At 75.7% G+C, this 18977-nt stretch carries 20 protein-coding genes and 1 riboswitch; of the genes, 9 read left to right on the top strand and 11 right to left on the bottom strand.

Annotation, left to right across the window (positions count from 1 at the left end; all coding sequences use genetic code 11):
* Together IDM29_RS07070 and IDM29_RS07065 are read right to left on the bottom strand one after the other, a co-directional pair.
* Nucleotides 1–546, bottom strand: a 546-nt coding sequence (locus tag IDM29_RS07070) for a DUF6297 family protein (RefSeq protein WP_223148067.1), incomplete at its 3' end; no start/stop codon positions are given.
* On the bottom strand, nt 543–1223 hold the full coding sequence (locus tag IDM29_RS07065) for an ABC transporter ATP-binding protein (protein WP_182112511.1): 681 nt from the start codon (nt 1221–1223) through the stop codon (nt 543–545). The genes IDM29_RS07070 and IDM29_RS07065, both read right to left, overlap by 4 nt.
* Before the next feature lie 67 nt (nt 1224–1290).
* Nucleotides 1291–1354: riboswitch (guanidine-III (ykkC-III) riboswitch) on the top strand.
* An 11-nt stretch (nt 1355–1365) separates the two neighbouring features.
* Between IDM29_RS07065 and IDM29_RS07060 the strand changes: the two genes are divergently transcribed.
* Nucleotides 1366–1695, top strand: a complete 330-nt coding sequence (locus IDM29_RS07060) for a multidrug efflux SMR transporter (protein ID WP_182112510.1) — start codon at nt 1366–1368, stop codon at nt 1693–1695.
* A 24-nt stretch (nt 1696–1719) separates the two neighbouring features.
* Here IDM29_RS07060 and IDM29_RS07055 read toward each other — a convergent pair whose 3' ends face one another.
* Nucleotides 1720–4335, bottom strand: coding sequence for a lysylphosphatidylglycerol synthase transmembrane domain-containing protein (locus IDM29_RS07055; RefSeq protein ID WP_182112509.1), 2616 nt, complete (start codon nt 4333–4335; stop codon nt 1720–1722).
* A gap of 145 nt (nt 4336–4480) precedes the next feature.
* Between IDM29_RS07055 and IDM29_RS07050 the strand changes: the two genes are divergently transcribed.
* Nucleotides 4481–4714, top strand: coding sequence for a hypothetical protein (locus IDM29_RS07050; protein WP_309232689.1), 234 nt, complete (start codon nt 4481–4483; stop codon nt 4712–4714).
* Nucleotides 4715–4778: 64 nt separating this feature from the next.
* On the opposite strand, the gene IDM29_RS07045 is transcribed toward IDM29_RS07050, so the two are convergent.
* On the bottom strand, nt 4779–5597 hold the full coding sequence (locus tag IDM29_RS07045) for a CPBP family intramembrane glutamic endopeptidase (protein WP_182112508.1): 819 nt from the start codon (nt 5595–5597) through the stop codon (nt 4779–4781).
* Between the two features lie 169 nt (nt 5598–5766).
* On the opposite strand from IDM29_RS07045, the gene IDM29_RS07040 reads away from it, so the two are divergent.
* From IDM29_RS07040 to IDM29_RS07025, 4 genes are read left to right on the top strand one after another with little or no spacing between them, the layout of a single operon-like run.
* Nucleotides 5767–6450 (top strand): hypothetical protein, encoded by a 684-nt coding sequence (locus IDM29_RS07040; protein WP_182112507.1) that lies wholly within the window; start codon nt 5767–5769, stop codon nt 6448–6450.
* The gene (locus IDM29_RS07035; protein WP_182112506.1) at nt 6447–6782 is read left to right on the top strand and encodes a transcriptional regulator; all 336 of its coding nucleotides are present in this window, start codon (nt 6447–6449) and stop codon (nt 6780–6782) included. The genes IDM29_RS07040 and IDM29_RS07035 overlap by 4 nt, the downstream gene beginning before the upstream one ends.
* Nucleotides 6779–7762, top strand: a complete 984-nt coding sequence (locus tag IDM29_RS07030; RefSeq protein WP_182112505.1) for an ABC transporter ATP-binding protein — start codon at nt 6779–6781, stop codon at nt 7760–7762. Before IDM29_RS07035 ends, IDM29_RS07030 begins: the two co-directional genes overlap by 4 nt.
* Nucleotides 7759–8526 carry an ABC transporter permease gene (locus IDM29_RS07025; RefSeq protein ID WP_182112504.1) on the top strand — a complete coding sequence of 256 codons (768 nt, stop codon included), beginning with the start codon at nt 7759–7761 and terminating at the stop codon, nt 8524–8526. Before IDM29_RS07030 ends, IDM29_RS07025 begins: the two co-directional genes overlap by 4 nt.
* Before the next feature lie 12 nt (nt 8527–8538).
* On the opposite strand, the gene IDM29_RS07020 is transcribed toward IDM29_RS07025, so the two are convergent.
* From IDM29_RS07020 to IDM29_RS07010, 3 genes are read right to left on the bottom strand one after another with little or no spacing between them, the layout of a single operon-like run.
* Nucleotides 8539–10983, bottom strand: a complete 2445-nt coding sequence (locus IDM29_RS07020; RefSeq protein ID WP_182112503.1) for a cation-translocating P-type ATPase — start codon at nt 10981–10983, stop codon at nt 8539–8541.
* 47 nt (nt 10984–11030) lie between these two features.
* Entirely contained in the window at nt 11031–11264 is a 234-nt protein-coding gene (locus IDM29_RS07015; protein WP_182112502.1) for a heavy-metal-associated domain-containing protein, read from the bottom strand.
* 55 nt (nt 11265–11319) lie between these two features.
* Nucleotides 11320–11601: a metal-sensitive transcriptional regulator gene (locus IDM29_RS07010; RefSeq protein WP_182112501.1), complete on the bottom strand. Its 282-nt coding sequence runs from the start codon at nt 11599–11601 to the stop codon at nt 11320–11322.
* A 96-nt stretch (nt 11602–11697) separates the two neighbouring features.
* Here IDM29_RS07010 and IDM29_RS07005 point away from each other — a divergent pair, with 96 nt between their 5' ends.
* The 3 genes from IDM29_RS07005 (at nt 11698) to IDM29_RS17655 (ending at nt 15166) form a co-directional block, all read left to right on the top strand.
* Nucleotides 11698–13035 carry an alpha-amylase family glycosyl hydrolase gene (locus IDM29_RS07005; protein ID WP_182112500.1) on the top strand — a complete coding sequence of 446 codons (1338 nt, stop codon included), beginning with the start codon at nt 11698–11700 and terminating at the stop codon, nt 13033–13035.
* A 380-nt stretch (nt 13036–13415) separates the two neighbouring features.
* Nucleotides 13416–14495, top strand: coding sequence for a hypothetical protein (locus IDM29_RS07000; RefSeq protein ID WP_182112499.1), 1080 nt, complete (start codon nt 13416–13418; stop codon nt 14493–14495).
* Nucleotides 14492–15166: a M15 family metallopeptidase gene (locus IDM29_RS17655; RefSeq protein ID WP_182112498.1), complete on the top strand. Its 675-nt coding sequence runs from the start codon at nt 14492–14494 to the stop codon at nt 15164–15166. The genes IDM29_RS07000 and IDM29_RS17655 overlap by 4 nt, the downstream gene beginning before the upstream one ends.
* Nucleotides 15167–15410: 244 nt before the next feature.
* Here IDM29_RS17655 and hemL read toward each other — a convergent pair whose 3' ends face one another.
* The 4 genes from hemL to IDM29_RS17265 form a co-directional block, all read right to left on the bottom strand.
* Nucleotides 15411–16748 (bottom strand): glutamate-1-semialdehyde 2,1-aminomutase, encoded by a 1338-nt coding sequence (gene hemL, locus IDM29_RS06990; protein ID WP_370525905.1) that lies wholly within the window; start codon nt 16746–16748, stop codon nt 15411–15413.
* Nucleotides 16749–16927: 179 nt separating this feature from the next.
* Complete coding sequence (gene hemB / locus IDM29_RS06985) at nt 16928–17911, bottom strand: porphobilinogen synthase (protein ID WP_182112497.1); 984 nt, start codon at nt 17909–17911, stop codon at nt 16928–16930.
* Complete coding sequence (locus IDM29_RS06980; protein ID WP_182112496.1) at nt 17911–18798, bottom strand: uroporphyrinogen-III synthase; 888 nt, start codon at nt 18796–18798, stop codon at nt 17911–17913. Before IDM29_RS06980 ends, hemB begins: the two co-directional genes overlap by 1 nt.
* Nucleotides 18795–18977: hypothetical protein (locus IDM29_RS17265; RefSeq protein WP_255499994.1), on the bottom strand; the 183-nt coding region annotated here is incomplete at its 5' end. The genes IDM29_RS17265 and IDM29_RS06980, both read right to left, overlap by 4 nt.

Raw genomic sequence — 18977 nt, 5'->3', positions numbered from 1 at the left:
CGCCTGCTGCACCAGCGCCGCGCCGGCCGCCACCAGCGCGGTGACGCCGCCGCCCAGTCCGGCCCACCCGAGCACCGCGCCGAGCGTGCCGGGCATCCCGAAGCAGAGGGCGGCCAGGGGTGCCGCGACGGCGCCGACGGCGAGCCCGAGCGCCGGCCACCGCAGCACGGAGGGCCGCAGCAGACCACGCCGGTCCACGGGCATCGGCAGCCACCACCCGGCGGCCCCGCCGCCGAGTGCGACGGGACCGAGCCGTGCCCCGAGGGCGAGCATCCCGCCCGCGACCGCGAGGACGACGAGCACCACACCCGCCTCGCCGATCGCGAGCCCTTCGGGTGTGCGCCGCACCGCGACCTCGCGCACGACCTCCGCCGTCCCGTACGCCACCGCCGCGAGCGCCGCCGTGACGGTGACGGCGTACCAGAGGTCGGCGACCACCCCGCCGAGCCCGCGGCCCGTCCGTGCGCCCTCGATCTGCTCCGTGAGCCGCCGGATCCTGGTGCCGGGCGGCACCTCGCCCCGGACGAGCGGCGGCAGCACGCTCACAGCTCCGCCATGACCGCGACCGCCTCGTCCGCCGGGACCCGTCGGCACCGCTCGTCACCGATCAGCACGGCGTCGGCCCCCAGCGACGTCAGCAGGACGGGGTCGTGCGTGGCGAGCAGCACGCCGGTGCCGCTCGCGGCCTCGGCGGCCAGGAGGTCCGCCAGGCGACGCCGCATCGAGGTGTCCAGCCGCGCCTCCGGTTCGTCGAGCACGAGCAGCCGCCGCGGCCGGACGAAGGCCGCGGCGAGCAGGAGGCGGCGACGCTGCCCCGAGGACAGCGCGGTCGGGATCGCGTCCTGGACGTCCCCGATGCCGAACACGTCGAGCACCGCGTCCACGGCGGTCGTCGTGCTGGTCACGCCGTGACCGGCCGCCGTGAGCAGGAGGTGCTCGCGCACCGTGAGACCGGGGAACCAGGCGTCGTCGTCCAGGACCGCGGCGACGGCGGCCCGGAACTCCGCGCGCCGCTCGTCGACCTCCTCGCCCAGCACACGCAGCTCGCCGGCGAGCGGCTCGAGCAGGCCGAGCACCGCGCGCAGCACCGTGGACTTGCCCGTCCCGTTGGGCCCGACGAGCGCCAGCACCTCACCGCCTGCCAGGCGCAGGTCGACGGGAGCGCAGACGGGATGGTCCGTCCAGCCGACCTCGAGGCGGGAGGCGTTCACGAGCTCGGTCACGCGGTAGACCCTAGGAGGCCCCGTGGGCGGTCCGGATCCGTCTCGCGACTGAGATGTGGGACGATCGGGACGGCCCCGCACGGGGCCACCGGACGAGCGGCGCCGTACCCGGACGGACACGACGGCGACCAACGGAGGTGCCGTGCACTGGGTCGTCCTCGTCGTGTCCGGGGTGTTCGAGGCGGTCTGGGCCACGGCCCTCGGGCGGTCGGAGGGCTTCACCCGGACGGGGCCGACGATCGTCTTCCTCGTCGCCCTGGTGCTGAGCATGGGCGGCCTCGCGTGGGCCATGACGGCGCTGCCCGTGGGGACGTCGTACGCGATCTGGGTCGCGACCGGAGCGGGCCTGACCGTCGCCTACGCCATGATCACGGGCGAGGAGCCGACGTCGGTCCTGCGCGTCCTGCTCATCCTCGGGCTCATCGGCTGCGTCGTGGGCCTCAAGCTGACGAGCGGCCCCGCCCCGGAGTGAGGCCCGCTCCGGGCGTCCCGGCGCTCAGAGCTCGCCGGTGCGCTGGAGCGTGCGCATCGCCAGCCACCCGAAGGGGATCCGGGCCCAGTAGGTCAGCGCGCGGAACAGCACGACGACCGACGCCGCGATCGCGCCCGGGACGCCGCCGTTGATGAGGCCGATGGTCAGCGCGGACTCGATCGCGCCGAGACCGCCGGGCGTCGGCACGAGCGCACCGGCCGTGTTGCCGATGAGGTAGATCAGCGCGAGGTCGATGAGCGGGAGCGCCTCGCCGAAGGCCGCCAGGCTGGCCTGGAAGGCGCCCAGGTACCCGACGGTCATGATCAGGTTGCCGATGATCGCGACGGCGAACCGCTTGGGCTGGCCGATGAGCTGGACGAGGCGCGGCCACGTCTGGCGCCACAGCGGGAGCGTCTTGGACGCGACCCACCGCCGCAGCGCCGGCACGAGCATCGAGGCGCCCAGCGCGACCACGACGATCACGGCGTAGACCACGACGGTCCGCGAGGGCAGCTCCATCGGCCGCCCGCTCGCCAGCGAGAGCACCAGCAGGAGCAGCAGCGTGGTGATGAACTGCGACACCTGCACCAGCCCGACGGAGGCGACGGCGAGCGTGTTGGTCACCCCGCGCCGCGTGAGCATGCGCAGGTTCAGGGCGGCCGGACCGACACCGGCCGGGGCCACGAGCGCCACGAACGAGCCCGCGACCTGGACGAGCGTGGCACGCCACATGGGCAGCTTCACCGGCGAGAACGCGACCAGGGCCATCGCGGACCCGACGAACGTCACCATGCCCAGGCCGAAGGAGACCGCCGCCCACCACGGCTCGGCGCTCGTCAGCGCCCGCGAGATCTCGGCGAAGTTGAGGCGCGTGATGATGAGGACCGCGGCGGTGATGCCGAGCGCGAGCATGAGCACAGTGCGTGCACCGAACCGGATGAGCCGCTGCGGCTCGACGTCGGCCTCGGGCAGCTGCGCGAGCAGCGCCTCGCGCACCTCGGCGAACACGCCCTTGCGAGCGTGCGCCTCCTCCCGCGTGGTGCGGGGCATCGCGATGATCTGCAGCAGCGGCCCGATGCTCGCCAGGTCCTCGTCCGTGAGCACGCGCGCGGCCGACGCGACGGCGCGCTGCGCGCCGACCCGCAGCGCCAGCACGGCGAGCATCTGGGCGATGTCGAGCCGCTGCGCCAGGTCGGAGGAGGCGACGTCGCCCGACTCCCAGCCGGTGAGCAGGACGACGGGGCCGCTGGTGTCGACCGGCGCCGGCGTGCCATCCGGGGCGGGCGGCGACCCCGGCACGAACGGCGGCTCGACGTCGACCAGCACGACGTCGGACGTCAGCGCGCGGTGCGCGAGGCCCGCCTGGTGGGCCGTGCGCAGCTGGTCCCAGACGGCGTCGAGCACGCCGTCGGTCAGGGCCTCGGAGGGCAGGTCGCGCACGGGGACCGCGCCGAAGGCGTGCTGCTGCACCAGCAGCATCGAGTCCTCGGACTCGGCGAGCGCGAGCAGGCGCGGCGTCCGCACGCCCGCGGACCACGCGGCGTACGCGAGCAGCGCCGCGCGCTCGGCGGCCTGACGCAGCGAGACCACGGTGCGTCCGTCCAGCCCGCGCAGCCGCAGCGAGCGCCAGAAGCGCACGAGGATGCCGACGACCTGCCGGTCGCCGTCGAGCACGACGACGTCGAGCCGCTCGCCGTCCGTCGTCGTCATCGCGTAGACGCGGTTGTCGCCGTGGCGTGCGATCGCGAGGGCGGCGAGGTCGGCGTCGGGGTCGGCGGCGGTGTCGATGCCGACCTCGTGCCGGTCCTCGGTGGTGACGTCCTGCACGCGCACGAGTCGGGCGGGCTCGAAGCCGGCGCGACGGATGCCCGCGACCAGCGCGTCGCCGTACGCGCGCTCGCTCTGCACGCCGGACAGGTACCGCACGCCCAGCCCCACGATCCGGCCCACCAGCACCGTCATGAGCGCCGCGGGCAGCGTGAGCACGCCGCTGATCAGCGCGACGCCGAGCCCGAGCCACAGGAAGTTCCACGACCAGCCGACCGTCTTGCGCCGCCCGCGGGCGCCCGCGACCGTGAGCAGCGCGGCCACGCCGGACAGCGTCCCGGGGATGACCACCGAGCGCTCGCCGCCGGACCACACGCTGAAGCTGGACCGCAGCTCGGGCAGCCCGAAGGTGGTGATGAGCCAGGCGGCGCCCAGCGCCGCGAGCGCCGCGAGCACGGCGGCGACGATTGCCTCGATCGAGTAGCGGACCAGGCGCCGCCAGATGAGCTCGGCCAGCACGGCGAGGGGCACGAGCGTGGTGACGAGACCCTCGAGGACGGCGACGGGGACGACGAGGATCCGCTGCACGAGCGACTCGAAGTCCTGCACGTCCTCGGTCACGCCGCTGGTGGTGCCGCGGGCGTAGACCGCGATGACGACGACGAGCGCGATGCCGAGCGCGCACAGCACGACGCCGACCAGGTCGGCGGGGTGGTGGACGCGTGCGGCGGGCGCGTCGAGGATCTCGACGCCCGCTCCGGCGCCCGCGTCCGGGGCGCGCCCGAGGCGGCCACCGACCCGCTGGGGCCGGGTGGCGCGCGGCGTCCCCCCTCCACCGGGGGCCGTCAGGCCCTCGGGTGGCGCACTCGACATGGTGGTGAGTCTAGGTCCGGGTGTCGCCGGGGCAGCGGCGCCACGTCGCGGGCGGTCGACGTCGTGAACGGCGTGTCATCCAGGGTTGACACTCCACCCAGTGTCAACGACGATTGACACGAGGCCGAGGGGAAGGACCTGGACCGTGACGGAGGAGCAGACCATGCGGACCCTCGTGGGACAGGCGGAGGGGGACGACCCCGTCTCCGCGCTCGCGGCGTTGCGCGCGCTGCGCGCCGAGATCGAGCGCCAGGAGGCGGTCCAGGTGCGCCGGGCGCGCCTGCGCGGCGTCTCCTGGGCCGGCATCGCCACGCTGCTGGGGGTGAGCCGCCAGGCGGTCCACAAGAAGCACGGCGGGAGCCGCCTCGGTCGCTCCTGACCGCGTCCCGGCGGACGAGGGAGCACGGACGGGATCGAGGCGCTCGTCGCGCGGGTGCCGGCGGTCAGCTGACGCCGAGGGCCTCGAGCCACTCGTCGGGCAGCACGGCGAAGCCGACGAACGAGACGACGTCGAGCGCGGTGTGTGCGACGACCAGCGGCATCACGCGGCGGGTCCGCAGGTAGTAGGCGGCGAAGAGGACGCCCATGACGACGTTGCCCGCGGCCATGCCCGGCCCCTGGTACAGGTGGTAGCTGCCGCGCAGCAGCGAGCTCGCGACGATCATCGCCGGCACGCTCCAGCGCAGCGCCCGCAGGCGCTCGATCAGGTACGCGACCGCGACGACCTCCTCGAGCAGGGCGTTCTGGAGCGCCGAGAGCACCAGCACCGGCACGGCCCACCAGTGCGGTTCGAGGCCCGAGGCGTTGATCTGGACCGTCAGCCCCAGCGCGCGGCTCACCAGGTACAGCCCCAGCCCGGGCAGGCCGACGACGGCCGCCAGGCCGAGGCCCACGCCCAGGTCCCGCCACGGCCGGGAGCGGTCCAGGCCGATCCGGTGCAGCACCCCGCGACCGGAGGCGGAGAGGAGGTACAGCGCGAGCGCGACCGGCACGAGGGCGAACGCGATGTTCGCGAGCTGGTACGCGAGGTCCAGCCAGGGTCGGTCGGACTGCGTCGCGTTCAGCGTCGTCGACTGCTGCGCGAGGGGCACCTCGCGCGTGTACCGGTCCCACAGCCGCAGCAGCGCGTAGACGCCGGACTGGCCGAGCGAGAGGCCGAGGACGATCCAGATCTCGGCGGTGAGCCGCCGGCGCGACGGCTCGGCGTCCGGGCCCTGGGTGCGCGCGCCGCTGCCGTCTCCGGACGCGGCGGGCGTGGGCATCTCGTCAACCTACGACAGCGGGGCCGGCAGAGCCTCCCTCCGGCGCGCTGCTCCGCCGCCGGTGGACGGGCTGTTGACGTCGGCACCCCGATGGGAGATGCTCGGCAAACGAGTTTGCACCGCAAAGTACTCGGCACCCCCGACGGTGCCGACCGGCGAGGGAGTGGCGATGACCCAGGCAGGTCCCGGCATGGCGGACGACGACGATGCGGCGCCGCTCGACCCGGCCGCCGTCGCCCGCATCGTGGCCGAGCAGCGCGAGCGGGTGCGCTCGGCCACGGACGTCGACGCCCGCGTCCTGTTCGGCGCGTGGGGCGCGGCGTGGCTGCTCGGCTTCGGGCTGCTGTGGCTCGCCGAGTCCGGCATCGCCTCGATCGGTGTGGGAGTCGCGCTCGCGGGCTTCGTCGGCCTGCTGGTCGCGGCCGGTGGCGTCACGACGTGGCACCTCGTGGCGCGCACCCGCGGCATCGAGGGCACCTCGGCGGTGCAGGGAGCGATGTACGGCATGACGTGGTTCGTCGCCTTCGCGGCCGTGTTCGCCCTCTCGGCGGCGCTCCAGCGGGCCGGGGCCGACGGCGTGATCGTCACGATCGTCATGACGCTCGTGCCCTGCCTCGTGGTGGCCGCCCTGTACATGGCGGGCGGCGCCCTGTGGGGCGACCGCACCCAGTTCGCGCTCGGCGCGGTGATCGGCGCGGTGACGGTGGTCGCGGCGTTCGTGGGCCACCCCCACATGCTCGGGGTCATGGCCGTCGCGGGCGGCGGCGGGATGCTCGTCGCCGCGGGGACCGATGCCGTGCGGCGGGCCCGTAGGACCCGGCTGCAGCCGGGGGTGCCGGAGGTCCGGGCATGACGCCGGACCTCGACCCCGTCATCCACAGCCAGGCCCGGCTGCGGATCATGACGACCCTGACGGCGCTGCCGCCGGGCGACCGCCTCACCTTCCCGCGCCTGCAGGGCCTGCTCGACATCACGGCCGGCAACCTCTCGACGCACCTGCGGCGGCTCGAGGACGCCGGTTACGTGACCGTCACCAAGGGCCACCAGGGGCGCGTCCCCTCGACCCAGGTCGAGGCGACCGCCGCGGGCCGGCGCGCGTTCGACGAGTACGTCGCCGGGCTCCAGGCCCTGCTCACCCCGCCGGCCGCGGCCGCCGGCACGCCCACGACCACGGAGGACCGATGACCACCGACCGCCGCGGCGCCCCCGGGCACGCCGCACCTGCACCCGCGCACGCCGCACCCGGCGAGCCCGTGCCCCCCGTCGAGGTCCGCGGCGTCACCCGGCGGTTCGCCAGCACCGTCGCGCTCGACGACGTGTCCGTCACCGTGCGCGCCGGCGAGCTCGTGGGCCTGCTCGGGCCCAACGGCGCCGGCAAGACCACGCTGCTCAGCCTCGTCACCGGTCTGCGCCGCCCGGACGCGGGGACCGTGCGGCTCTTCGGGGGCGACCCGCGCGACCCGGCGAACCGCGTCGGCCTCGGCACCACACCGCAGGAGACGGGCCTGCCGCCGACGCTCACGGTCGGCGAGGTCACCGACTTCGTCGCGGGCCACTACCCCGACCCGATGCCGCGCGGCGAGGTGCTCGAGCGCTTCGGCCTCACCGACCTCGTGCGCCGGCAGACCGGCGGCCTCTCCGGCGGCCAGAAGCGCCGCCTCGCCGTCGCCCTCGCGCTGGTCGGGCGCCCGCGCCTGGTGCTGCTCGACGAGCCCACCACCGGGCTCGACGTCGAGGCCCGACACCTGCTGTGGCAGGCCCTGCGCGACTACCACGCGGACGGCGCGACGGTCGTGGTGACGAGCCACTACCTCGAGGAGATCGAGGCCCTGGCCCAGCGCGTCGTCGTCATCGGGCAGGGCCGCGTGCTCGTCGACGACACGCTCGCGGCGGTGCTCGACCGCGTGTCCCTGCGCCGGGTCACCGTGAGCCTGCCGGGCGCCGACGAGGCGGCGGTGCGGGCGCTCCCCGGGGTGCACGACGTCGTGCGCGACGGCGACCGCTTCGAGGTGCTCGCCGCCGACGCGGACGCGCTCGTCCGCGCCCTCGCCCGCCTGCCGTTCCACGGGCTCGAGGTGCGCGGGGCCTCGCTCGAGGAGGCGTTCCTCGCGCTCACCGCCGCCGGCCCGGCTGCGCCCACCACCATCCCGGAGGTCCTCGCATGAGCACGCCGCTGGCCACGACCCTGCGCCTGGCGGGTCTGCACACGCGCTACCAGGTGCTCGAGACGCTGCGGATCCCGGTCGCCGTCATCGGCAACATGCTGTTCCCCGCGCTCGCGATGTTCTTCTTCGTCGTGCCGCAGGAGGCCATCGCGAGCAACCCCGTGGCCGCGACCGCGGCCGTCGGGCAGCTCGCGATGTTCGCCGTGATGTCGACGTGCCTGTTCACGTTCGGCGCGGGCGCCGCGGAGGACCGCGCGCAGCCCTTCGACCCGTACGTGCGGACCCTGCCGGCCGGCCCCGCGCCGCGCATGCTCGGCCGGATGCTCACCGGCGGGTTCTTCGCGCTCCTGGGCCTGGTGCCGCTCGTCCTCATCGCGTGGCTCTTCACCGAGGCCAGCGTCACACCGGGGCGCTTCGCCCTCGCGGTGCTCGTCATCGTCGGCGTGGCGCTGCCGTTCCTCGGCCTGGGCCTGGGCATCGGCTACTCGACGAGCGCGAAGGCCGCGCTCGCCGTCGTCCAGGTCGTGCTGTTCCCGATCGCCTTCGCCGGCGGGCTCTTCATGCCGCCAGAGATCTTCCCCGGCTGGCTGGACTCGATCTCCCAGGCCCTGCCGAGCCGCGCGGGCCGCGACCTGCTGGTGCAGACCCTCACGGGTGCCGAGGCGTACCCCGCCGCGCTGCCGGTGCTCGTGGGCTGGGGCGTGCTGTTCACGGCCTTCGCGCTGTGGGCGTACCGCCGCGACGAGGGCCGCCGCTTCCGCTGACGGGGCCCCGCCTCACGGCGCCCGGCGCAGGCGCAGCGAGTTGGTCACCACCAGCACGGAGCTGAAGGCCATCGTCGCGCCCGCGATCATCGGGTTGAGCAGGCCCAGCGCCGCCAGCGGGATGGCCGCGACGTTGTAGGCGAAGGCCCAGAACAGGTTCTGCTTGATGATCCGCAGGGTCCGCCGGGACAGGCGTACGGCGTCGCCGGCGGCGCGCAGGTCACCGCGCACGAGCGTGATGTCGGCGGCCTGGATCGCGACGTCGGTGCCCGTGCCCATCGCCAGGCCCAGGTCGGCCTGCGCGAGGGCCGCGGCGTCGTTGACGCCGTCGCCGACCATCGCGACGACGCGGCCCTCGGCCTGCAGCCGGCGGACGACCTCGACCTTGTCCGCCGGCAGGACCTCGGCGACGACCTCGTCGATGCCCACCTCGGCCGCGACGGTCCGCGCCGCGCCCGCGTTGTCGCCGGTGAGGAGCACGGGCCGCAGGCCCAGGTCGCGCAGCTCGGCGATCGCCCGGGCCGACGTCGGCTTCACCGGGTCGCGCAGCACCAGCACGCCGCGCGCGACGCCGTTCCACGCCGCCATGACGGCCGTGGCGCCGCCCGTCTCGGCGGCCGTGAAGCGCTCGTCGAGGCCGCTCGTGTCGACGCCGTTCTCGCGCAGCCACCCGGGTCGGCCGACGAGGACGCGCCGCGCCAGGTCGAGCCCGCTGTGGGCCGTGCGCACGACGCCGACGACACCGCGTCCGGGGACGTTGGCGAACTCGGTCACCTCGTCGGAGCCGATGACCACGCCGTCCGCGCCGCGGGCGTCGTCCGCCGCGGGCACCGCTGCGGCGGCCGCGATCGCGCGGGCGACCGGGTGCTCCGAGCGGGACTCGACGGCGCCGGCGACCCGCAGCACCTCGCCCGGGTCCTCGTCCGTGACCACGTCGACCAGCTCCATCCGGCCCGCCGTCACCGTGCCCGTCTTGTCGAGCACGACGGTGTCGACGCGACGGGTCTGCTCGAGGATCTCCGGGCCCTTGATGAGCACGCCGAGCTGGGCGCCGCGGCCGGTGCCGACGAGCAGCGCGGTCGGCGTCGCGAGGCCCAGGGCGCACGGGCACGCGATGATCAGGACCGCGACCGCGGCGGTGAAGGCGGCTTGCGCTCCGGCGCCCGACAGCAGCCAGGCGGCGAGCACGCCGATCGCGATGACGATCACGACGGGCACGAAGACCGCCGAGATGCGGTCGGCGAGGCGCTGCACGCGCGCCTTGCCGGTCTGCGCCTGCGTGACGAGCCGTCCGATCTGGGCGAGCACCGTCTCCTCGCCCACGCGCGTCGCTCGGACCTCGAGGTAGCCCTCGGCGTTGACGGTCGCGCCGGTCACCGGGTCCCCGGGGCCGACGTCGACGGGGACGGGCTCGCCCGTGAGGAGCGACGCGTCCACGGCGCTGGTCCCGCTCACCACGACGCCGTCGGTGGCGACCTTCTCGCCCGGGCGGACCGCGAAGACGTCCCCCACGCGCAGGTCGGCGACGGGGATGCGGCGGGAGGTCGCGTCGTCGCCACGGCGCACGAGCTCGACGTCCGCGACGCCCATGGAGAGCAGGGTGCGCAGCGCGTCACCGGCGCGGCGGCGCGAGCGGTGCTCGGCGTAGCGCCCGGCGAGCAGGAAGGTCGTCACCACCGCGGCGACCTCGAAGTACAGCTCGGGGGTGCCGGCGTGCCCGGCGGACGCGCGCGGCGGGAACGTCGGCTCCATGTGCATGCCGATCTCGCCCGCGCCGCCCAGCGTCACGGCCCACAGCGACCACCCGGTCGCGGCGATCACCCCGAGGGACACGAGCGTGTCCATCGTGGACGCGCCGTGGCGGGCGGCCCGCGCGGCGGCGCGGTGGAACGGCCAGGCCGCCCACGTCACCACCGGCAGGGCGAGGGCTGTGACGACCCACTGCCAGGCGGGGAACTGCAGGGAGGGCACCATCGACAGCAGCACGACCGGCGTCGTGAGCAGGGCGGCCACGACGAGCCGCCGTCGCAGGTCGGCGCCTCGGTCCGGCGTCGGCGCGGACATGTCGGCGTCCTCGCCCATCGCGTGGCCCTCGCCCATGGCGTGGCCCGACAGCGCGTGCTCGACCCCGTGCCCAGCCCCGTCGTGCGACGGAGGGTTGTGACCGTCATGTGGTCCCAACCCTCCGCCCGGGGCCTGGCGGGCGGGGGCGCTGCGGCGCAGTACGCGGGCCGTGTAGCCCGCGCTCTCGACGGCCTTGACCAGGGTCGCGCTGTCGACGTCGTCGGTGAGCTCGACGTGGGCGGTCTCCGTGGCGAGGTTGACGGTCGCCGTCGCGCCCTCGACCCGGTTGATCTTCTTCTCGACGCGGGCCACGCAGGACGCGCACGTCATCCCCTCGACCGCGAGGTCGACCGTGGCGATGGGTGTCGCCGTCTGCTCGAGCGGGGTGGTCATGCCATCACGTCCTGACGAGGGGTGGGTGGAGATCGGGTGCCGCGTGCTCAGAGCAGCGAGCGCGGCGGTGCGACGGCGTAGCCGGCCTCGGCCACGGCGGCCGCGACGGCGTCGTCCGACGGGGCGGCGTCGGAGGTGATCGTCACCTGCGACGTGCCACCGGAGACCAGCTCGACCGCGACGTCGGTCACGCCCGGGAGGGTCCGCAGCTCCTCGTCGACCGCGCTGACGCAGTGGCCGCAGGTCATGCCCTGGACGCCGATCGTGGTGGTGGTGCTCATGGGGTGCTCCTTCGTGGGTTCTTCCTGCCCGGCGGTGCCGCCGGTGCGGGGGTCGTCAGCTGCGGACGAGGCGGGCGATCGCGTCGGCCGCCTCGCGGACCTTGGCCTCGCCGGCCTCGTCCGACTCGCGCGCCGCGTGGACCACGCAGTGCCCGAGGTGGTCCTCGACCAGGCCCAGGCTCACGGCCTGGAGGGCCTTGGTGACGGCCGAGACCTGGGTGAGGATGTCGATGCAGTACTCGTCCTCGTCGACCATGCGCGCGATGCCGCGCACCTGGCCCTCGATGCGGCGCAGCCGCTTGAGGTACTCGTCCTTGCTGCCGCTGTAGCCGGCCATGGCGTCCTCCCGGGTCTCGTCCGCTCCAACACGGTACCCCCCTGGGGTATTCCGGCGGCGCTGCCGTCGCGACCGGGCACGGGTACGGTCGTCATGATGACCACGCGAACCGGCCCCGCATGGGTCGACCACGCCCTGTGGTGGCACGTCTACCCGCTGGGCTTCGTCGGCGCCGAGCCCACGGCGCTGCCCGACGACGCCCCGCCCGTCCCGCGCCTGGGCCGCATCGCCGCGTGGCTGGACCACGTCGTCGAGCTCGGCCTCTCGGGGATCGCCCTGGGACCGGTGTTCGCGTCGCAGACGCACGGCTACGACACCGTCGACCACTTCCGGGTCGACCCGCGGCTCGGCACGGAGGCCGACCTGGTGGCGCTCGTCGACGCCGCCCGGGCCCGCGGCCTGCGCGTGACGCTCGACGGCGTCTTCAACCACGTGGGCCGCGGCTTCCCGGCGTTCCAGGACGTGCTGCGCGACGGACCGGGCGGGCCGTCGGACGCCTGGTTCCGCCTGCACTGGCCCGACGGCGCCGGCCCGGGCACGGAGCCGCAGTACGTCGACTTCGAGGGCCACCACGCGCTGGTCGCGCTCGACCACGACGCCGACGTCGTCGTCGACCATGTGGTCGCGGTGATGGATCACTGGCTCTCACGGGGGGTCGACGGGTGGCGGCTCGACGCGGCCTACGCCGTGCCGGCGTCGTTCTGGGCCAGGGTGCTGCCGCGGGTGCGCGAGCGGCACCCGGACGCCTACGTCTTCGGGGAGGTGCTGCACGGCGACTACGTCGAGGCGGTCGAGCGCGCCGGGTTCGACGCCGTGACGCAGTACGAGCTGTGGAAGGCGATCTGGAGCTCGCTCAACGACACGAACTTCCACGAGCTCGCGTGGTCCCTGCAGCGGCACAACGGGTTCCTCGAGCACTTCGTCCCCCTGACCTTCGTCGGCAACCACGACGTCACGCGCATCGCCAGCCGGCTCACGGACGAGCGGCACCTGGCCCACGCCGTCGTGCTGCTGTTCACGCTCGGCGGCACGCCCACCGTCTACGCGGGCGACGAGCTGGGGATGCGCGGCGTCAAGGAGGACCGCGCGGGCGGCGACGACGCCGTGCGCCCGGAGTTCCCCGACCGCCCCGGGCCCGTGGAGGGGGAGGCGGCGCACGTCCTCGCGCTGCACCGCGAGCTCATCGCGCTGCGGCGCCGGCACCCGTGGCTGCACACCGCTCCCGCGACGCTCCTGACGACGACGAACGAGCACCTGGTCTACCGGGTGGCCGCCGGCGGGGAGGCGCTGGTGGTCGCGCTCAACCTCGCCGACGACGCCGCCACGCTCGACGTCCCCGGAGCCACGTCCGTCGAGGCCGGCAGCGGGAACCTGACCGGCGACGCGCGCGTCACGGTCCCGCCCCACGGCTGGTCGGTCCTCACGGAGCGCTGACGGCCCCCTCTCGCCCAGGCACCCCGGCCCCCGCGCCCGGCACCACCGGGCCCGCGCCCGGCGCCACCGGGCCCGCGCCCACCCCCTGGCACCACCACCCCACCACCCACCACCCCGGCGCCCCGGCGTGCGGATGCTCGAACGCGCGCATCCGTGCACCTGGCCGCGTAAGGAACCCCTCCATCCGCGCAGATGCACGGATCCGCGCGAGTGAGCCGCGGGGGTGGCGTGCCTGCCGGTACGGGCGAGGGCGCCGGCTGCCGGGCGGGGCAGAGGGGCGGCGCGGGCCCACCGGCGCGCCGATGATCACGTGGCTCGCCGGGGACGGGAGAATCGCGGCGGCCGCGTGCCGCGCGCGGCCGTCGAGAGGTGGAGTAGCCATGCGCCTGCGCGCCCGGGCAGTGATGCTGTGGAACCACCTGGTCCGGGCGGCGGCGCGCCGCGCGTGGGTCATCGTGGTCGTCTGCTTCGCGATCTACGTGGCCCTGGACGCCCGCGGCGACTGGCCCCAGCTGCAGGAGTTCGTCCTCATCGTCGCCGGTGTCGCCGCGGGCGCGATCTTCCTGCCCGAGCTCAGTGCCTCGCTGTGGGACCTCGACCCCGACCGCATCCGTGGCCTCGTCCCGCTGCCCAAGGTCCGCGGGCTGCACCGGGCCGTGCTCGACGCGTCACTGGACGGCGACGAGGGCTCACGCAAGTGGTCGCAGGTGGTCTGGTCGGAGGCGGTCGAACCGTTGCTGGCCGCCGGCCACGAGCGCCGCTCGGTCGTGTGGGACCTCGCGTACGACATCGGCGTCCATCCCGGGCGCGAGGTCACCGTGGGCGCCCTCGCGGTGCCCACGACCTTCGTGACCACGCGGCTGCGCTCCCGGCGGGTGCTGCCGGTCGGCGCCGACGGCGTGGTCTGGGTGAGCGCCGCCCGGACGTCGTCGGCCCTGCACAACGAGTTCCAGCTCGCCGGCTGCATCCTGCGCGAGCTCGTGCCGCTGCCCGGCGTGGACCGGGACACCTGGCGCGAGGCGGTGCTCGAGCACTGCCGCGTCACCCTCAACGTCGGCGGCCGGTCCGTGCCGCTCGTGGTGGCCCACGGGGAGCCGATCCCCGACCTGGTGCGCTGGGAGGCCACGCTCGCCCCCGAGGACCGGCGCGACGAGCACGTCATGGTCGAGATCTCGTTCGACTTCCCGCTCGACCCCGCGACGACGACGTTCCCCGTGCTCTTCCCGCGCTACTTCTGCGCCGGCGCGACGCGCGTGGCGTTCACCCTCTACACGCAGGACCCGTCGCTGCAGCTCGAGGCCCAGCCGTTCCTCGCGCACGCACCCGGACGAAGCCTCGGCGACACCGCGAAGGAGTCGACGAAGATCCTGCAGCGGTACGTCTTCCAGGCGCCGCCCGAGTCGCTGGTGTGGCCGGGTTCGGGGGTGCACTTCGAGTGGACCACGCGGGTGACGACGTGAGCTGGCTCGCCCCCGTCCCGCCCGACGCGGTGGTCCCCACCGGGCTGCCGGCCGTCGCCGCGCCCGTGCCGGTGCTGGGCGCCGACGACGTCGTGGTCGCCGACGACCGCACGCCGCTCGTGCCGGTGCGCCCCGCGCTCGCGACCTTCGGCGTGTACGCCCACCTCCACCTGCCGTCCGTGCCCGCCGAGCCGCGGCTGCGGGCCGACGTCGTCGCGCGGCTGCGGGCCGCCGACCGGTCGCTGCCTCCCGGCTGGTCCCTGTGCGTCCTGGACGCCTGGCGGCCCCAGGCGCTGCAGCGGGAGCTCGTCGCCTTCTACGAGCGGGCGCACGGGGGGCCCGTGACCGGCTTCGTGGCCGACCCGGACGGACCGGTTGCGCCGCCCCACACGACCGGCGGCACGGTGGACCTCACGCTCGCCTGGCGCGGGCTGCCGCTCGCGCTCGGCACCGACTTCGACGCCTTCACGCCCGACGCGGCCCCGACGGCGCTCGAGGTCCCCGGCGCGGACCCCGCCACCCGCGACGCGCGGCGCCTCCTCGCCCACGTCATGGTGACGGCGGGCTTCGTCGTCAACGAGCAGGAGTGGTGGCACTGGGAGCACGGCACCCACCAGTGGGGCCGGGTCACCGGCACCCGCACGGTCCCCTACGGCCTCACGACCGCCTGACCCGGGCCCGCCGCTGCGCCCCCGGGCCCCGCTCACCCGCCGCCCCCGCGCCAGGTGCGGCGGCGGTGCGGATGCGCGAACGCGCGCATCCGTGCGGGTGGCCGCGTAAGGAACCACTCCAGGGGTGCAGGTGCTCGCATCCGAACATCTGTGCGGCGGGTGGAGCGGCCGGGTGCGGCGGCGCTGGGCCTGCCGCCGTGGGTGGGCTGGTGGTGCGTGGGCGGGTTGGGGTGGGCGGCTGGGCCTAGGCCGGCTCGGGGGTGGCCGCCGCCGCGGCGCGGGCGGCGGCGGGGAGCGCGTCGAGGATGCGGTTGACCGCCGCGTCGTCGTGGGCGGCCGAGACGAACCACGCCTCGAACACGCTCGGCGGCGCGTGCACCCCCGCCTCCAGGAGCGCGTGGAACAGGGCCGGGTAGCGGAACGCCTCCTGCTGCTGCGCCCGCGCGTAGTCGGTCACGGGCCCGTCGGCGGGGTCCACGAACGCCGCGCTGAACAGCGTGCCGGCCCGCTGGATCGAGTGCGCCACCCCCTGCGCGGCGAGCGCCGCGGAGAGGCCGTGGGACACGGCGTCGGCCGCTCGGGCGATCCGGACGTACGTCTCGGCGTCGGCCGCGCGCAGCGTCGCGAGCCCCGCCGCGGTCGCGACGGGGTTCCCGGACAAGGTGCCCGCCTGGTAGACCGGGCCCAGCGGAGCCAGCTGCTCCATGACGTCGCGCCGCCCGCCGACGGCGGCGACGGGGAGCCCGCCGCCGATGACCTTGCCGAAGGTCAGCAGGTCGGGGGCCCAGCCCTCGACGGCGCCCTCGAGGCCCCACCAGCCGGACGGCCCGGCACGGAACCCGGTGAGCACCTCGTCGAGCACGAGCAGCGCCCCGTGCCGGGCGGTGATCTCCCGAAGCGCGCGGTTGAACCCCGGCAACGGCGGCACGACGCCCATGTTCGCGGGCGCCGCCTCGGTGATCACGACGGCGATCCGGTCGCCGTGGGCGGCGAACGCGGCCTCGACCGCGGCGACGTCGTTGTACGGCAGGACGAGCGTCTCGGCCGCCGTCGCCGGCGTGACGCCCGCCGAGCCGGGCATCGCGAGCGTCGCCACGCCGGACCCGGCGGCGGCCAGCAGCGAGTCCAGGTGCCCGTGGTAGCACCCCGAGAACTTCACGACGAGCGGCCGCCCGGTCACGCCGCGCGCGAGGCGCACGGCCGTCATGGTCGCCTCGGTGCCGGTCGAGACGAAGCGGAGCCGCTCGACGGCCGGGACGCGCCGCCGGATCTCCTCGGCCAGGTCCGTCTCGCGCGCGGTCGGCGCCCCGAAGGACAGGCCGAGCGCGGCGGCGTCCTGCACGGCCGAGACCACGCCGGGGTGGGCGTGACCCAGCAGCGCGGGGCCCCACGACCCGACGAGGTCCACGTACTCGTGGCCGTCGGCGTCGGTGAGGTACGCGCCGCTCGCCGAGACCATGAACCGCGGCGTCCCGCCGACCGACCGGAACGCGCGCACGGGCGAGCTCACGCCGCCGGGCAGCACGGCCTGGGCCTCGGCGAAGAGCGCCTCGGACACGGGCACCTCGGTCCGGTCCGGCACCGCGCCGCCGCCGAGGGCGCGCTCCGCCGGCGCGACCTCGCTCGGCCCGTGGTCACCGGACGTCGAGCCGGCCTCCGGCACGCCGCCGACGGCGTCCACCGACGCCGTGCCGGTCACGCCACGACCGCCGGGGTCGCTGCTGATCGCACCGTCCGCCGTACCGCTGCCCGCGGGCTCGCTCACTGCTCCTCCTTCAGCCAGGACGCCAGCTCCAGCGCCCAGTAGGTCAGCACGGCGTCGGCCCCCGCGCGCCGGATGCTCACGACGGACTCGGTCACGGCCCGCCGGCGGTCGATCCAGCCGCGCTCCGCGGCCGCCTCGACCATCGCGTACTCGCCCGAGACCTGGTACGCCCACACGGGCACCGGGCTCGCGGCGGCCACGTCCGCCAGCACGTCCAGGTAGGACATCGCGGGCTTGACCATGACGACGTCGGCGCCCTCGTCGACGTCGAGCAGCGCCTCGCGCACGCCCTCGCGGCGGTTCGCCGGGTCCAGCTGGTACGTGCGCCGGTCGCCCTCGAGGGTGGACTCGACGGCCTCGCGGAACGGCCCGTAGAACGCCGACGCGTACTTGGCCGCGTAGCCCAGCAGCGCGACGTCGGACCGGCCGGCGCCGTCGAGCGCGTCGCGCACCGCGGCCACCTGGCCGTCCATCATGCCGCTGAGCCCCAGCAGGTGGGCGCCGGCCTCGGCCTGCGCGAGCGCCATCGCCCGGTACTGCTCGAGCGTCGCGTCGTTGTCCACCCGCCCGTGCGCGTCCAGGACGCCGCAGTGGCCGTGGTCGGTGAACTCGTCGAGGCACAGGTCCGCCTGCACGACGACGGCGTCGCCCACCTCCGCGACGACGTCGGCGATCGCGCGGTTGAGCACGCCCGCGGGGTCGCAGGCGGCGCTGCCGGTGGCGTCGCGCGTGGTGGGGACGCCGAAGAGCATGACGCCGCCGAGGCCGGCGGTCGCCGCGCGCGCGGCCACGGCACGCAGGCTGTCCCGGCTGTGCTGCACGACGCCGGGCATGGAGCCGATCGGCACGGGCTCGCTCGCCCCCTCGCGCACGAACAGGGGCAGCACCAGCTGCGCCGGCGTGACGTGGGCCTGCGCGACCAGGCGGCGCATCGCGGGGGTGGTGCGCAGGCGGCGCGGACGGACCGCGGGGAACGGCATCAGGACTCCTCGGGGGGACGGGGTGACGGCGGGGCCGCGGTCGAGACCCCCGGCGGGGCCGACGGCGCCCGCCCCGCCGCGTAGGCGGCGAGCGCGTCGACGAGCTCCTCGCCCGACGCCTGGGCGGGGACGACGTGCACGGGCAGCCCGTGCTCCCGGGCCGCCTGCTCGGTGCGCGGGCCGATGCAGCACACGACCGTGGTGGGCGGCGGGGTGCCGACGAGCTCGAGCAGGTTGGCGACCGTGCTCGCGGAGCTGAGCAGGACGGCGTCGAACTCGCCGGTCCGCACCTGCGTGCGCAGGCCCTCGCCGGGCACCGGTCCGGACAGCGTCCGGTAGGCCACGACGACGTCGACCTCCCAGCCGAGCCCACGCAGCCCGTCGGCGAGCGTCGGCTCGGCGAGGTCGGACTGCGGGAGCAGGACCCGCCCGGGCCGGCCGGGCAGGCGGACGACGTCCTCGGGGCGCGGGAACTCCGCGAGCAGGCCGCGGGCGGACCGCTCGCCGGTGGGCACGAGGGACGGCGTCACCGCGGCGCGCTCGAGCGCCCGCGCGGTGCCGGGGCCGACGGCGGCCACGCTCGTGTCGCCCACGAACGTGGCCAGCGCCGTCGCGGGCGTCTCGCGGCCCCGGTTGACCAGCGTCACCACGCGACCCGAGAGCGACTGCACCGTGGTGGCGCTGGTGACGACCAGCCAGTCGTAGTCGCCGCGCGCGAGGCGGTTGAGGACGGAGTCGAACGGCGTGAGGTCCTGCGGCGGTGCGAACTCGATGAGGGGTACGACGACGCTCTCGGCACCGTGCTGGTGCAGCATCCCGGCCACCCGCTCGCCCCACTCGCCACCGCGGGGGACGAGCACACGCCAGCCGGCGAGATCGGGCGTCACGCGTCGTCCTCGCCCGGGCGTCCCGCGCGTGCCCCGACCGAGGGCGCCCCGCCGTCGACGGGGCCCAGCGTCCCGGGCAGGTCCGCGAGCTCGGCGGCGCCGGCGAGGAGCAGGTGCCGCGCGACCTCCTCCCCGAGGCGGCGTGCCGCCGCGACCTGCGCCTCGCGCTGGGCGGGCAG

Source organism: Actinotalea sp. JY-7885, from assembly GCF_014525465.1.
In the GTDB taxonomy this organism is placed as follows: Bacteria; Actinomycetota; Actinomycetes; order Actinomycetales; family Cellulomonadaceae; genus Actinotalea.
Note: the sequence above shows the minus strand (reverse complement) of the source record. Positions and strands in the feature narration are given on the sequence as shown.